Raw genomic sequence first — 13709 nt, forward strand, 5'->3', positions numbered from 1 at the left:
TCAGCCCTTTCCCTTGCAGTCACAGGAGGATTTCCCCAGCTTATAGCGCCCGCACCGGGGGCATTTCATCGCTTCGATACGGTTTTGGCCGGGATAGCGCAACTTGCCAAACATCGCCAGCACACCCATCGCGACAAGGAACAGAACAACAATCTTGATGACCATATTACAGGCCAAAACGCGCATATTCCGCGCGCTCCTCGATGGTTGTGATCGCATCCGACATAAGCCGCAAACCAAAGCGGCCCAGAACACCGCGCTTGGCGCCATAGACCCGGAACCGAACCTTGTCGCCGTACTTGTCTTTTATCACCGGCACAAGGTGGCCGATCCCGTCAGCCAGCCCTTTTTCAATGGCGGCCCGACCCAGCCAGATATCGCCCGTGAACAGGTCTTCGCCTTCTGGCAGCTTGCCGGCCCGGCGCGTGGTAACCTGTGTTTTGAACGCCGCGTGAATGTCTTCCTGCAGCGCCTTCAGACGCTTCACATCCGCCGGTTTTTCAGGCTGGAACGGGTCCATCATCGATTTGGACTTGCCGGCCGTATGCACCCGACGCTCGACGCCCAGCTTTTCCATCAAACCCGTCAGACCAAAGCCCGCCGAAATCACGCCGATGGACCCAAGGATCGAGCTTTCATCCGCATAGATCTCGTCCGCCGCCGTCGCCAGCCAATAGCCACCCGAGGCTGCTACATCCTCGACAAAGGCATAGACGGGGATCTCTTTCTCGGTCGCCAGACGCCGAATGCGCGCGGCGATCAGGCTGGATTGAACGGGGCTACCGCCGGGCGAGTTGATCACAAGTGCGACAGCAGCCGGTTTGCCTTTGCGAAAGGCGCGTTCGATTGCGGGTGCCAGCGTGGCGTCGTTCAACTGCCCACGTTGGCCAGTGGCAATCACACCCGACAGGCGCAAAACCGACACGCAGAGCGGCTTCTTCAGAAAGGGGATACGGTCAATCATGACGTTCATGTAAAACTCTCATGCCGGTTCAACAAGGGTGATCGGACCGCGCTTTTTCCCATATGCACCGCTGACACACATTAACTGCGCAACTTGTAGCCGGTCCGGAATATCCAGCCAATCGCAGCCAGACATGCCGTCATGAAGATCACGATCGCCGCAATCGACCAGCCCAGCGCCACATCCGCCTGACCAAAGAACGCCCAGCGAAATCCCGAGATCAGGTAAACCACCGGGTTAAACAGGGTGATCGTCTGCCACACGGGCGGCAACATCGAGATTGAATAGAAGGACCCTCCAAGGAAGACGAGCGGCGTGATGACCAGCATCGGAACCAGTTGCAGCTGTTCGAAATTTCCCGCCCAGATGCCAATGATAAAGCCCAAAAGCGCAAAGCTGATGCAGGTCAGGATCAGGAAAAGCATCATCCAAACCGGATGCGCGATCGTCAGATCCACGAAGAAATGCGCCGTGATCAAAATGATGATCCCGATCATGAAGGCTTTCGTCGCCGCCGCGCCGACATAGCCGATGACGATCTCGAAAAACGAGATGGGCGCGGAGAGAAGCTCGTAGACCGTGCCGATGAATTTCGGGAAATATATCCCGAAAGATGCGTTGGACGTGCTTTGCGTCAGCACCGTCAGCATGATCAAGCCGGGCACGATGAAAGCGCCATAGCTGACGCCTTCGACCTGATCGATGCGCGATCCGATGGCCGCGCCAAAGACGATGAAGTAAAGCGATGTCGACAATACAGGAGAGATGACCGACTGCACCAAAGTGCGGAAAGTGCGCGCCATTTCAAAGCGATAGATGGCAGCGATGGCATTCCAATTCATGCGGCATCCTCCTTGACCAGATCGACAAAGATGTCTTCAAGCGAGCTTTGACGCGTGGACAGGTCCGCCAAATGCAACCCCGCTTCGCGCAGATCCGCCAAAAGACCGGTAATCCCTGTGCTGCCCGCTTGCGCGTCATAAGTATAGATCAACCCACCCTCGTCCGAGACAGTGAGCGGGTAGGCAGAGAGCCCCTTTGGCACCTCGTCAATCGGGCGATCCAGCTCGATCAGCAGTTCTTTCTGCCCAAGCCGTTTGATCAGCGCGTCTTTTTCTTCGACCAGCAGGATTTCTCCGTTCGAGATCACCCCGATCCGGTCCGCCATCGCCTCGGCTTCTTCGATGTAGTGGGTGGTCAGAATGACGGTCACACCCGCCTCTTTCAGCTTGCCGACAATCTCCCACATATCCTTGCGCAACTCGACATCCACGCCTGCGGTCGGCTCGTCCAGAAACAGGATTTTCGGATCATGGCACAACGCCTTGGCGATCAGAACACGTCGCTTCATGCCGCCAGACAGCGTCATGATCCGGTTGTCTTTCTTGTCATGCAGGCTCAGGGTCTTCAAAATTTCTTCGATCCGCGCATCATCGCGCGGCTTGCCAAACAGACCGCGCGAAAACCGCACCGAGTTCATCACCGTTTCAAAGGGTTCAAGGTTGATCTCCTGCGGGACAAGTCCAATCAGGTTGCGCGCCGCGCGATAGTCACGTGCATGATCAAATCCACCCACTTCAATCGTGCCGGATGTTGCGGTGGATATTCCGCAAACAATTGAAATCAAAGTTGTTTTCCCGGCTCCATTTGGACCAAGAAGGGCCAGGATTTCCCCTTCTTCAATCTCTAGATTTACACCTTTCAACGCCTCATGACCGCCTTCATAGGTCTTGGTCACGTCCTTAACGCTCAACACAATCGCCATTGATGTCCCCTTGTCTGACCCCGCACGCCCGGCACCGGGCGTTGTTTTTGGGCCGAACTTCTCAAATAAGCAACCCGGCCGCCCCTTCAAGACGCAAGAGCTGAACTTTTGTCTCGACCCCGCCTGCGCCGGAAAACCCAACCAGCTTGCCCCCCGCCCCCATCACCCGATGGCAGGGGATGATGATCGGGATCGGGTTCGCGCCGCAAGCATTCCCCACAGCCTGCGCCGAGTTACCTGTCAGTTTGGCAATCTCGCCATAGGTCAGGGTATCTCCGTAGGGAATGGCGGACATGGCAGCGCACACAGCGCGCTGAAAATCGCTGCCCATGACACGGGTGGGCAGATCGAATTTGGTCAGCGCCCCGTCGAAATAGGCACGCAGTTGGGCTTGGGCTTCGACCAGCATGGGAGTCAGCTCGCCTTCCGGGTCAACATTCCAACGCAGACGCGTAATCGCCCCACCGTCTTCCACAACACCCAAACGCCCGACCGGGCTATCCACCACCGCGATATTCATGCCCGCATGGTGCAAAAGAAAACGCCCCGGCACAATGGCCGGGGCGCTCCGTTTTTTGCGGTTTCGTGTCGGTTAGGACAGCGCGTCGTCACAACGTCCGCAGGTGCCCGCGTGATCGTGGCTGCCCACATCCGGCAGGATTTTCCAGCAGCGCTGGCATTTCTCGCCTGAGGCTTTTTCGAACACCACACCCACGCCTTCGACCTCCGGCACGCGGAAAGCTTCGGCAGGCAGCGGGTCGTTTGTTAGCACGATTTGCGAGGTGATCGAGACATCCGCGAAGTTCACCGACTTGAGCGATCCCAGCACGTCTTCGTCACGCACATGCACAACCGGGGCCGCTTCCAGCGATGCGCCGATCACCTTGTCGCGGCGCTGGATTTCCAGAGCGGCGGTGACGACACGGCGCACTTGACGGATGCCCGACCATTTCGCAGCCAGCGGCTCGTCCAGCCAATCGGCGGGTGTCACCGGGAAGTCGACCAAGTGGACCGAGCTTTCGTCGCCCGGGAAGCGCTCCAGCCACACATCTTCCATCGTGAAGACCAGAACCGGCGCGAGCCATGTGGTCAGGCGGTGGAACAGGATGTCCAACACGGTACGCGCGGCGCGGCGGTTCAGGCTGTCTGCCCCGTCGCAGTAGAGCGCGTCCTTGCGGATGTCGAAATAGAAGCTCGACAGGTCCACTGTGGCGAAGTTGAACACGGCCGAGAACACGCCCTGGAAGTCGAAGGTTTTGTAGCCTTCGCGCACGACATGATCCAGTTCCGCCAGACGGTGCAACACCCAGCGCTCCAACTCGGGCATGTCAGCGACGTCCACACGTTCGGCCTCATCAAACCCATGCAGATTGCCCAGCATGAAACGCATCGTGTTGCGCAGACGGCGATAGCTGTCGGCCACGCCTTTCAGGATTTCCGGCCCGATCCGCTGATCAACCGTGTAATCCGTCTGGGCCACCCAGAGGCGCAGGATGTCGGCGCCATATTGCTTCACGACCTGCTCGGGCACGATGGTGTTGCCCAGAGACTTGGACATTTTCATGCCCTTCTCGTCGAGCGTGAAGCCGTGGGTTACGACGTTCTTGTAAGGCGCACGGCCCTTGGTGCCGCAGGCCTGCAGAAGCGAGGAATGGAACCAGCCGCGGTGTTGGTCGGTGCCCTCCATATAGACATCGGCGATGCCGTCCGGCGTGCCGTCTTCACGGTCACGCAGAACGAAGGAGTGGGTCGAGCCAGAGTCGAACCACACGTCGAGCACGTCGAAGACCTGCTCCCATTCATCGGCATTGTGTTCGTTGCCAAGGAAACGCTCTTTCGCGCCGTCGGCGTACCATGCGTCAGCACCCTCGGCCTCGAACGCCTCGGCGATGCGCGCGTTCACGGCGGGGTCACGCAGAAGGAAGCCTTCGTCGGTCGGCAGCAGTCCTTTTTTCACGAAACAGGTCAGCGGCACACCCCAGGCGCGTTGACGCGACAGAACCCAATCCGGGCGAGCTTCGATCATCGAGTAGAGCCGGTTGCGACCGGTCTGCGGCCACCATTTCACCAGCTGGTCGATCGAGTTCAGGGCGCGTTCACGGATGGTCTTGCCCATCTCGTCCTGCCCGTCGCCAACCTCGCGGTCCACGGATGCAAACCACTGCGGCGTGTTGCGATAGATGATCGGTGCTTTCGACCGCCACGAATGCGGATAGGAGTGCGTCACGCGGCCGCGCGCGATGATGCCGCCGGCTTCGACGAGTTTGGCGATCACGGCGTTGTTGGCTTTGCCTTCCTTGCCCTTACGGTCAAAGACTTGCAGGCCTGCGAAGAACGGGACGTGTGGCAGGAATTCCGATTCCTCGCCCACATTGTGGGTCATGCGGTCGATCCAGTTGCGGGCGACGAAAGCTTCATAGTCGTCGGCACCGTGGCTGGGCGCGGTGTGCACGAAACCCGTGCCCGCGTCATCTGTCACGTGGTCGCCGTCGATCATCGGAACGTCGTAGTCCCAGAAGCCATCGGCACCGTCGGCACCGTTGAACGGGTGCTTACAGATCAGACCAGCCAGCTCGTCCGCGGCCACTTCGCGCAGGCGGGTGAAGTCGGTCACGCGGGATTTTACCAGCGCATCCTCTGCCAGAGCGTCGGCTAGGATGTAGGTCTGACCCGCTGCGGTCCAGCTTTCTTCCTCGGTCGCGTCCACACGGTACAGGCCATAGGCAATCTTGTCGTTATACGCGACGGCCTTGTTCGACGGGATCGTCCACGGGGTCGTGGTCCAGATCACGACACGCGCCTCGGCCAGATCGCCTTCGGCATTGGCAAACGAGAACGGCACCCAGATCGTGTGCGACTTGTGGTCGTGATACTCGATCTCAGCCTCGGCCAGCGCGGTCTTTTCAACCGGCGACCACATCACGGGTTTTGATCCCTGATACAGCGTGCCGTTCATCAGGAACTTCATAAACTCCTCGGCGATCACGCGTTCGGCGTGGAAGTCCATGGTCAGGTAAGGATCAGCCCACTTGCCGGTGATGCCCAGACGCTTGAATTCGTCGCGCTGGATGTCGATCCAGCCTTCGGCGAACTTGCGGCATTCCTGACGGAAGTCGACTACGTCCACGTCGTCCTTGTTCTTGCCCTTCTTGCGGTACTGCTCCTCGATCTTCCATTCGATCGGCAGACCGTGGCAGTCCCAGCCGGGCACGTAACGCGCGTCATGGCCCATCATCTGGTGCGAACGCACGATCATGTCCTTGATCGTCTTGTTCAGCGCGTGGCCGATATGCAGATGGCCGTTCGCGTACGGGGGGCCATCGTGCAGGATGAAGGGTTCGCGGTCGCCAGCGGTCTCACGCAGGCGGTCATAGACGCCGATCTTTTCCCACCGGGCCAGCCATTCAGGCTCGCGCTTGGGCAGGCCAGCGCGCATCGGGAAATCGGTTACGGGAAGGGTCAGCGTGTCTTTATATTCGGGCGTGTCGGCACACATGTGTCCGGTCCTTTTCAGGAAATGTCGTCATTTATCAGGGTGGGGGCGGCGCGGGTCGTCCATGCGCCTTGTCCCGGCGGCTCGTCTGGATCAGAGCGCCGGGCTGATAATTCGAATAATGATGGCCTTCAGATGCATCATGAGGGCGTTATAGGCCTGTGCAGGCGCGGCGTAAAGGCACCTTTGGCGTGCGGGCTGCGCTGAAATGTCCTGCAATCCCTGCTTTGCTCTGCGTGGCGAATTGACTATTTCAGTCAGGTAAGAGGTATCCCATGACACACGCACCCAATCCACTTCGGCTTTTTGACATTTCCCGCGATGAGATCGACGCGGTGTTGACCCGTTTCTATGCCCGCATTCGTCACCACCCCGAACTTGGTCCGATCTTCAACGGGCATGTTGGCGAAAGCGATGCCGAATGGGATGCCCATATTGCCCTGATCGCCCGTTTCTGGCGCGGTGCCATCCTGCGCGAGCCGGGCTACGAGGGCAATCCGATGCGTGCACATATGCAAGCGGGCAATGTCCGCCCCAACCATTTCGATCCATGGATTGCCCTGTTCGAGGAAATCGCAACGGACACTCTGCCCCCCGACACCGCTCGCGCATGGATCGCTTTGGTTCACCGGATCGGGCGCGGGTTGCGCATGGGGGTCGAGGACATGACGCGCCCGTCACATCGCGTGCCCAGCTTGGGCTAAAGCTACCAGAAATCGGGACGGGCCAGCATCACCCAAAATATCGCAATCATCGCGGCGAAGGCAGGCCAGCCGAAGGCAAACCAGATGCGATAGAGCCGGTGATAGGCGTCTGGCAGCGGCCGACCCTGATCGGCAGCTTGCTGTGCCAGGTCACGCAACCGGATCTGAATCCAGACGACGGGCAGCCAGAAAATTCCGACGAATACATAGAGCCCGATTGCCACGACAATCCAGCTGTCCCACAAGCTCCAACCAAGGGACCACGCCAGAAGTGTACCGGTAATCGGCTGTGCAATCGCTGCCGTCGCGGTGAACAACGTGTCCGCCAGCACCACGATCCCCGCAACATGGGCGATCAGTTTCGGGTCGCCACTGCGCTGTGCGATGACCATGAAAAACGCGATCCCCGCACCGGTTCCCATAAGGACCACAGCCCCCATGATATGGGCAAGCCGAAGCAGCAGATCCCACTCCATCAGCGGTCCTCCAGAAGCGGTGACATCAAGGCAATCACCAACATGATTGGCAGGATTTTGACCAGTGGCCCCAAAGGATCCAGCCACAAACCGGGGGTCACCACGCTGGCCGAAATCAGGTAGATCGCGCAGGTAAGAAACATCCCCAACAGTGCCTTTTGCACCCATGGCCGATACAGGATCGCGGCACCGAGCGCCAAGTCCACTGCCGCCCAAAACAGGACCGACAGCTTCGCCATCCACATCGGCCACCCCACGCGGGTCAAAACCTCGGCGGCGGCACCAACCGAGATGATCCCGACCACGCCAGAAAGCATCCAAAAAAGCGACAGGATCGCGATGCCAAGAGGCACGAACCACGCCAGCCGTGCCTTCAGCACATGTAAGCCGCTGCTTTCAAAGCCTGCGAGCGTTTTGTGCAGCGGCGTGACATCGCCAATCAAGGCGCGATATGGGTCTGGGTCGCCGCGCACCCCATCCTTCAGAACCTCAATTGCCGTTGTTCTGAGCGGTGACCGCCATCCAAGCCGACCAAGAGCGTCCGCCAGTTTTCCAATGCCACCCAGCGCCCAACGGGGCGCGGCAATCGTCAGACGCGCTGGCGCAACCCCCAGCCAATGCCGGTGCGCGGCGACGACCTTGGCCAGGCTGTGGGCCTCCGGCTCGACCAGATCCAAAACGGATCGATCGGGCAGACGCCCCGCCAATGCGTGCTGAACGCCAAGCGCCACATCTTTCACCGACACTGTTTGAATAGGCGTGGCCTTCAGGGCCAGGGGCTGCACAAGCGGAAAGGCTGCCAGCTGCCGGATAAGCGCCGTCCCCCCATAGGATTGCGGGGCCAAAACCAGACCGGGGCGCAAAATCACAACCGGACCTCCGCTGCCCAACAAGGCCTGATCGCCAGCAGCCTTGGTACGGAAAAACGCGGTCGACGCCGTGTCTGATACGCCCGCTGCCGAGATCTGAACGATCTGAATGTTTCGCGCTGCCGCGACGCGCGCCAATGCAGAAATCGCGTCGACATGAACGGCCTGCAGATGGTCACGAGGGCCGTCCTGAAGTGCGCCAGCGCAATTTACCACGGCATCCATATCCGCAAGCACATCATGCCAATCCTGTTCGGCACACATCTCGGTCATATCCCGGATGACCCATGGCACATCCGGGAAAGCCTTCAATGCGGCCCGGCTCGACCGCCCCAAACAAGTGACGTCATGGCCTTGCGCCAGCAGATGGCGCGTGACCTCGGCTCCGATCAGGCCATAGGCACCCAGAACCAAAACCCGTTTCATTTGCCAAACAGCCCCGTCAACGCGCGTTTCACGATGCCCGTGACGCTTGGCCGTTTCCCTTCACCGAAGGGCAGAGGGCGGCAAACCTCGAGCGCAGCGACGCCGACACGGGCCGTGAGCGCACCGTTGACCACGCCTTCGCCGAAACGGCGCGAGAGTTTCGACAGCATGCCACCGCCTGCAAGTGATCCCAACATATCGTCGCCAACAGCAACCGCCCCCGTGGCGACCAGATGCGCCATGACCGCGCGGGTCAAACGCCAGCTGCCCAACACGCCCGACCGGCCGCCATAGATCTCGGCCACGCGGCGGATCATGCGGATATTGGCGGTCAGCGCCGTGGCCACATCGGCCAGAGCAATGGGCACGATGGCGGTGACGGTGGCGACCTGGCGCGCCGCGGCCTCGACCTCTTTGATCGCGGCGGCGTCCAGAGGTGCCATCAGTTCGGTCTCGGCAAGGGCGAAGATCGTGTCCGCGTCCAAGAGGTCAGCTTCGCGTTCGTGATACCGGTCCAGCCCCCAACGCATGTCATCTCGACCCTGATACAGTCGTTTCAGGCGGGTCATGACGCCTCGCGCTGCAGCCAGATCATCCTGTGCAAGGGCGGTTTCTGCGGCCTGCTGAAGCGCATCCACGCGGCGCAATCGCGCAAAGGCAATCCATTCGCGCAGCGCGATGATCAACAGCACAAACACGAACCCCGCCACCAAGGCCAAAGCGACATAGCCCAGCACGGGCTGACGTGCGATCAAATCGGTGACAAAACCATGTGCGGCGACCGACAGGACAAAGCCAAGGATCGCCAGCAAAAGCGACCAGAACCAGCGCGCCAGACGTGAAGGCCGACGCCCCGCCACGGCGATCGCGCCCTGCATGGCGGCCCCTGTCGTATCGGGAAGGTGGGTTTCAGGAACGGGCGGGGCTTCGGCCGGGTTTTGCGGCGCTGGACCGTCCAGTTCGATCAGCACGGGGCCGGGTGTCTTGTCGTTCATGCGGCGCGCCTCCAGTCATAGCGGATGTCGGGAAGACCTTCGTCATTGCCTGACCCATCGGTGCGATAGGCCTCGGTGAACCCTTCGCGCAGATAGAACCGCTGGGCAGGTTCATTGCGGGCGAAGGTAAAAAGCGACAACCTCATCTGTGTGGCCTTGGCGCGATCAAGCAGCGCTTTTCCAACCCCAGACCCACGCGCATGCGGGGCAACATAGAGCGCGTGAATCTCGGCCTCATCGCGCGACAGAAACCCTGTCACACGCCCGCCTGAACGCGCGACAGTGGTCCATCCACGTGCCACCAACAGGGCCGCGAAGCCTTTTTCGGACTGGCGGGAATGAACGCGCGGCATCCACGGGGTTGCAGCATTCCAGCCAGACAGGATGTTGGCGATTGCCGGGGCATCTGCAGGCATGGCGGGGGCAAGGATCATAGCCGGTCTCCGATCAGAAACTCGGCGGCCTTGTCGAGCCGGATATGAGGCGGGCCTTCACCGGGGCGCATCAAAATCTCGGCAGGTGCAAAGCGCATGACCTGATAGTCCGCCTCGAGCCAGCGCTCTGCGCCTTTGCGCGCAGGCTTCAAAAGCTGGGACGGGTCTTCGGGAAGGGCGCCGGGGTAAAATGCCGCCGTTTTTCCGCTGTCCAGAAGCCGCCCCCGCACGCAATCAAGCCGCTGCCCGTCATGGTCCATGGTTTCTTCCGTGGTCGTGCGCAAAGCGGCCAGTGACATGGCGGCTGTCTTGGCACCTGCGAAGTCAGCCCGGTCGCGCGCATCGCGCAAAAGCGCTTCGGTGATGGCGGTCAGGCGGGCATGTTGCGTGTGATGCAGGTGATCGGCTTTGGTGGCGGCAAAGAGAATGCGTTCCACACGGCGTTGCATCAAAAGCGTCGACAGCAGGCTGTTGCGACCGGGATTGAAGGCCGTGAGGATTTCAGCCATGGCACCGCGCAGATCCTCCAGTGCGGCGGGGCCTGCGTGAATGGCACCCAACACATCCACCAGCACAACCTGCCGGTCGATCCGGGCAAAATGATCGCGAAAGAAAGGTTTCACAACGCGGGATTTATAGGCCTCAAAGCGCCGATCCATCTCGCGCCAAAGACTGCCGCGCGGGGTCGTATCTGGCTTGGGCAGAGGCGCAAAGGTCAGGGCGGGGCTCCCCGCCATGTCACCGGGCAGCAGAAAACGTCCGGGCGTGCAATCGGAATACCCGTCTTCACGCGCGGCTTTCAGATAGCCCGCAAAACTGGCGGCCAGTCGCTTGGCCTGCATCTCGTCAAGTTTATCGTCGGCCCCGGTGCTGCGCGCCATGGCAAGGTAGTCCTGCGCCTGTGCGCGGCGATCAATCCGGTTCAGTGTCTGCGCAGCCCAATCCGTGTAAGAGACGTCCAGCAGGGCGAGGTCCAAAAGCCACTCCCCCGGATAGTCCACGATATCCAGATGCACCGTGCGCGCGCTGCGCAAGCCCCCCAAAAGCCCGCTGGGCTGTACCCGGAAAGACAGGCGCAGTTCCGAAATCGCGCGGGTGCTGTCCGGCCAATGTGGCGCGGGGCCGGTCATGGCTGACAGATGCGTTTCATAGTCGAACCGCGGCACGGTATCGTCGGGCTGGGGTTGCAAAAAAGCGGTTTCGATCCGGCCATTTGCAGCCGCCATCAGGCCGGGCATGCGGGCACGGTTCATCAGATTGGCGACAAGCGAGGTGATGAAGACCGTTTTGCCCGCGCGTGACAGCCCGGTCACACCCAGGCGGATCACGGGCTCAAAAAGCGCCTCGCTGGTTGCGTCACCGATCGCCTCGATCTGTCGAGAGATGCTATCCGCGATGTCGCCAAGCCCCACAGGAGGTCTCCTTCTTTTCTGCTCAATTGGAAGATAGGGGCACGGTGGCGGTTTCACCAGAGGGGAGGTTTTATGCGGTACTCCCCGTGGAAAGGGGCGCTGCCCCTCGCCGCTTTGCGGCTCACCCCGAGGTATTTTGGACAAGAAAATGGCACAAGGGGAGCTTGTCGCCTGTTGGGCATCGGGTTATGCGAAGCATATGCCAAGATTTGCGTTCAAGATCGAATATCACGGGGCAGGCTATGCCGGCTGGCAGCGCCAGAAAGAGCACCCCTCTGTTCAGGGGGCCATCGAGGCTGCGCTGGAGAAGCTGGAGCCGGGACCTCATACGCTGGCGGCGGCGGGGCGCACGGATGCCGGTGTGCACGGTCTGGCACAGGTGGCGCATATTGATCTGGCCCGTGACTGGGCGCCATTTCGTCTGTCTGAGGCGCTGAACCATCATCTGAGAAAAGCGCGGATTGCGATCAATGATTGCGCCGTTGTTGGGGAGGAGTTTCATGCCCGGTTTTCAGCGCGCGAGCGGCGCTATCTGTTTCGCCTGATTTCCCGCCGGGCCCCGTTGACGCATGAACGCGGCCTTGCCTGGCATGTGAAGCGAAAACTAGATGCAGGTGCCATGCAGGCAGGGGCCGACCGGCTGTTGGGGCAACATGACTTCACCACCTTCCGCTCCACGATCTGTCAGGCCGAAAGCCCGGTGAAGACATTGGACGAATTGCGCGTTGAAGAGGTGGCTTTGCCAACCGGCACTGAATATCGCTTCCATGTGCGGGCACGCTCTTTTTTGCACAATCAGGTGCGCAGCTTCATCGGCACGCTGGAACAGGTGGGCGCGGGATCATGGTCACCCGACGATGTGACCCGCGCGCTGGAGGCCCGTGACAGAACCGCCTGTGGCCCGGTCAGCCCGCCCCAAGGGCTTTATCTTGCGGGGGTCACCTATCCGGATGATCCGTTTGATCCCTCTGCATCGTAAAGCTCAAACGGTGCTTCGGCCACCTGTCGCCCGTTGATCTGCACAATCAGCACATGCGGGCCGGGATACAGTCGGAACGTTGTGGCATTGCCTTTGAAAAGATGACGTTTGGACAGTGCCACGCTTTGCCCGGCTTTCAGATGCGCCTGTTTCAGCTTGAACACTTTGTCGGCGGCTTTGCCATGCGCGCGCTGGAACCGGATCACATAGTCGACGATCACCGGCTCATCACATTCGGCGGTCACGTCGAACGAAACTGTCAGCGCCGTATTGATCGCCACCCTGCGATCCGATGGCTGCAAATCAATCGCGCCAAGCGTTACCTTTGCATCCGGTCGGTATCCCAAAAACTCCAATGCACCCTGATGGCCTTGTTTGATCAATGTGCGGCAGGCGTGGCGGGTGATCCACGCCAGCTCCTTTTCCGACTGCCGGTCTTCGCCCTGCCAGCGGGCCAATGTGTCCACCACCAGATCAGGATGTGTTTTCGCGATATCATTCAAATGGTTGGCAACCGAACGGGTCACAAAACGCGTGGGGTCGCCATAGAGCTGATCCAATAGCGGCATTGCGTCGGTCACATCCCAGCCAATCTTTTGACCCCATGGCAAGTTGGGGCGCGTGCCTTCACTGACCAGCCGCCGCACATGGTAATTGTCATCACGCGCCCAGCTGTGCAGCTGATCCAGCACAAACGACTTATGCCGGATCAAGAACGGGCGCAGCGCGAACTCCATGGAAAACCGGCGCGTCAGAGCATGTAGCAAAGGCAAGGCTGTCTTGGGGTGCTCGATCCCATATGCGGCCACGAATTGCCCAAACCCGTCAAAGATAAATTCGCCAAAATCATCATCCTTGAGGGATGGATCAAGCTCAGGCGGCAAAGCGTCGTGAATGATCTGAGCGGCCGATGAGAAATCCTGAGGCAGATGCCGCCCCAAAGCTTCGGCAATCGAAAACAGACGCGCTTTCAGCTCTAGCTCAGGCAGTTGCGCACTCACCTCCACAACAAAATCGGCGCGCTTGAAATCAGGCATCGCAGCTTCAACCCATCCGGCCAGACGTGCAACTTTCTCTGGATTAACAAGCTGGTCTTTCAAATTCGGATAGTCGGACATATCCACCCCATGTTCACGAAATACCCCCACCTTGACTGCGCATCGCGCCCAACTCAAGCCCCCTGGTGAAAGCT

14 protein-coding genes are annotated in these 13709 nt (G+C 60.1%); 2 read left to right on the plus strand and 12 right to left on the minus strand.

Translation table 11 applies throughout. The features are described 5' to 3' along the window. The 6 genes from ACRY08_RS08650 to ileS all read right to left on the minus strand — a co-directional run bounded on the left by ACRY08_RS08650 (nucleotide 1) and on the right by ileS (nucleotide 6225). Nucleotides 1-165, minus strand: a complete 165-nt coding sequence (locus ACRY08_RS08650; protein WP_432449507.1) for a hypothetical protein — start codon at nucleotides 163-165, stop codon at nucleotides 1-3. Between the two features lies 1 nt (nucleotide 166). Next, complete coding sequence (locus ACRY08_RS08655; RefSeq protein WP_432449508.1) at nucleotides 167-964, minus strand: S49 family peptidase; 798 nt, start codon at nucleotides 962-964, stop codon at nucleotides 167-169. An 80-nt stretch (nucleotides 965-1044) separates the two neighbouring features. Beyond that, complete coding sequence (locus ACRY08_RS08660) at nucleotides 1045-1806, minus strand: ABC transporter permease (protein WP_432449509.1); 762 nt, start codon at nucleotides 1804-1806, stop codon at nucleotides 1045-1047. Continuing rightward, nucleotides 1803-2729 (minus strand): ABC transporter ATP-binding protein, encoded by a 927-nt coding sequence (locus tag ACRY08_RS08665; RefSeq protein WP_432449510.1) that lies wholly within the window; start codon nucleotides 2727-2729, stop codon nucleotides 1803-1805. Before ACRY08_RS08665 ends, ACRY08_RS08660 begins: the two co-directional genes overlap by 4 nt. Before the next feature lie 61 nt (nucleotides 2730-2790). Next, nucleotides 2791-3249 carry a methylated-DNA--[protein]-cysteine S-methyltransferase gene (locus ACRY08_RS08670; protein WP_432449511.1) on the minus strand — a complete coding sequence of 153 codons (459 nt, stop codon included), beginning with the start codon at nucleotides 3247-3249 and terminating at the stop codon, nucleotides 2791-2793. 72 nt (nucleotides 3250-3321) lie between these two features. Beyond that, a complete protein-coding gene (gene ileS / locus ACRY08_RS08675) occupies nucleotides 3322-6225 on the minus strand; it encodes an isoleucine--tRNA ligase (protein WP_432449512.1) in 2904 nt (967 codons plus the stop codon). A 272-nt stretch (nucleotides 6226-6497) separates the two neighbouring features. Here ileS and ACRY08_RS08680 point away from each other — a divergent pair, with 272 nt between their 5' ends. After that, on the plus strand, nucleotides 6498-6926 hold the full coding sequence (locus tag ACRY08_RS08680) for a group III truncated hemoglobin (RefSeq protein ID WP_432449513.1): 429 nt from the start codon (nucleotides 6498-6500) through the stop codon (nucleotides 6924-6926). Nucleotides 6927-6928: 2 nt separating this feature from the next. Here the strand turns inward: ACRY08_RS08680 and ACRY08_RS08685 are convergent, their stop codons facing one another. The 5 genes from ACRY08_RS08685 to ACRY08_RS08705 are packed head-to-tail and all read right to left on the minus strand — an operon-like array spanning nucleotide 6929 to nucleotide 11538. Next, on the minus strand, nucleotides 6929-7402 hold the full coding sequence (locus ACRY08_RS08685; protein WP_432449514.1) for a DUF2269 family protein: 474 nt from the start codon (nucleotides 7400-7402) through the stop codon (nucleotides 6929-6931). Then, a complete protein-coding gene (locus ACRY08_RS08690; protein WP_432449515.1) occupies nucleotides 7402-8697 on the minus strand; it encodes an SDR family oxidoreductase in 1296 nt (431 codons plus the stop codon). Before ACRY08_RS08690 ends, ACRY08_RS08685 begins: the two co-directional genes overlap by 1 nt. Beyond that, nucleotides 8694-9692 carry a YcjF family protein gene (locus ACRY08_RS08695; RefSeq protein WP_432449516.1) on the minus strand — a complete coding sequence of 333 codons (999 nt, stop codon included), beginning with the start codon at nucleotides 9690-9692 and terminating at the stop codon, nucleotides 8694-8696. The genes ACRY08_RS08690 and ACRY08_RS08695 overlap by 4 nt, the downstream gene beginning before the upstream one ends. After that, on the minus strand, nucleotides 9689-10126 hold the full coding sequence (locus ACRY08_RS08700; protein ID WP_432449517.1) for a GNAT family N-acetyltransferase: 438 nt from the start codon (nucleotides 10124-10126) through the stop codon (nucleotides 9689-9691). Before ACRY08_RS08700 ends, ACRY08_RS08695 begins: the two co-directional genes overlap by 4 nt. Beyond that, nucleotides 10123-11538 (minus strand): YcjX family protein, encoded by a 1416-nt coding sequence (locus ACRY08_RS08705; protein ID WP_432449518.1) that lies wholly within the window; start codon nucleotides 11536-11538, stop codon nucleotides 10123-10125. The genes ACRY08_RS08700 and ACRY08_RS08705 overlap by 4 nt, the downstream gene beginning before the upstream one ends. Before the next feature lie 199 nt (nucleotides 11539-11737). Between ACRY08_RS08705 and truA the strand changes: the two genes are divergently transcribed. After that, a complete protein-coding gene (gene truA / locus ACRY08_RS08710) occupies nucleotides 11738-12517 on the plus strand; it encodes a tRNA pseudouridine(38-40) synthase TruA (RefSeq protein WP_432449519.1) in 780 nt (259 codons plus the stop codon). Here truA and ACRY08_RS08715 read toward each other — a convergent pair. Further along, nucleotides 12481-13635: a DNA alkylation repair protein gene (locus tag ACRY08_RS08715; RefSeq protein WP_432449520.1), complete on the minus strand. Its 1155-nt coding sequence runs from the start codon at nucleotides 13633-13635 to the stop codon at nucleotides 12481-12483. The genes truA and ACRY08_RS08715 overlap by 37 nt on opposite strands. Between the last annotated feature and the right edge of the window lie 74 nt (nucleotides 13636-13709).

The organism is Aliiroseovarius marinus (genome assembly GCF_050881025.1).
In the GTDB taxonomy this organism is placed as follows: Bacteria; Pseudomonadota; Alphaproteobacteria; order Rhodobacterales; family Rhodobacteraceae; genus Aliiroseovarius; species Aliiroseovarius marinus_A.

What these genes read in the sequence shown, in the direction of transcription:
- ACRY08_RS08650 (WP_432449507.1), bottom strand. Translation starts at nt 165, where the DNA reads ATGGTCATCAAGATTGTTGTTCTGTTCCTTGTCGCGATGGGTGTGCTG.
- ACRY08_RS08655 (WP_432449508.1), bottom strand. Translation starts at nt 964, where the DNA reads ATGATTGACCGTATCCCCTTTCTGAAGAAGCCGCTCTGCGTGTCGGTT.
- ACRY08_RS08660 (WP_432449509.1), bottom strand. Translation starts at nt 1,806, where the DNA reads ATGAATTGGAATGCCATCGCTGCCATCTATCGCTTTGAAATGGCGCGC.
- ACRY08_RS08665 (WP_432449510.1), bottom strand. Translation starts at nt 2,729, where the DNA reads ATGGCGATTGTGTTGAGCGTTAAGGACGTGACCAAGACCTATGAAGGC.
- ACRY08_RS08670 (WP_432449511.1), bottom strand. Translation starts at nt 3,249, where the DNA reads ATGAATATCGCGGTGGTGGATAGCCCGGTCGGGCGTTTGGGTGTTGTG.
- ileS (WP_432449512.1), bottom strand. Translation starts at nt 6,225, where the DNA reads ATGTGTGCCGACACGCCCGAATATAAAGACACGCTGACCCTTCCCGTA.
- ACRY08_RS08680 (WP_432449513.1), top strand. Translation starts at nt 6,498, where the DNA reads ATGACACACGCACCCAATCCACTTCGGCTTTTTGACATTTCCCGCGAT.
- ACRY08_RS08685 (WP_432449514.1), bottom strand. Translation starts at nt 7,402, where the DNA reads ATGGAGTGGGATCTGCTGCTTCGGCTTGCCCATATCATGGGGGCTGTG.
- ACRY08_RS08690 (WP_432449515.1), bottom strand. Translation starts at nt 8,697, where the DNA reads ATGAAACGGGTTTTGGTTCTGGGTGCCTATGGCCTGATCGGAGCCGAG.
- ACRY08_RS08695 (WP_432449516.1), bottom strand. Translation starts at nt 9,692, where the DNA reads ATGAACGACAAGACACCCGGCCCCGTGCTGATCGAACTGGACGGTCCA.
- ACRY08_RS08700 (WP_432449517.1), bottom strand. Translation starts at nt 10,126, where the DNA reads ATGATCCTTGCCCCCGCCATGCCTGCAGATGCCCCGGCAATCGCCAAC.
- truA (WP_432449519.1), top strand. Translation starts at nt 11,738, where the DNA reads ATGCCAAGATTTGCGTTCAAGATCGAATATCACGGGGCAGGCTATGCC.
- ACRY08_RS08715 (WP_432449520.1), bottom strand. Translation starts at nt 13,635, where the DNA reads ATGTCCGACTATCCGAATTTGAAAGACCAGCTTGTTAATCCAGAGAAA.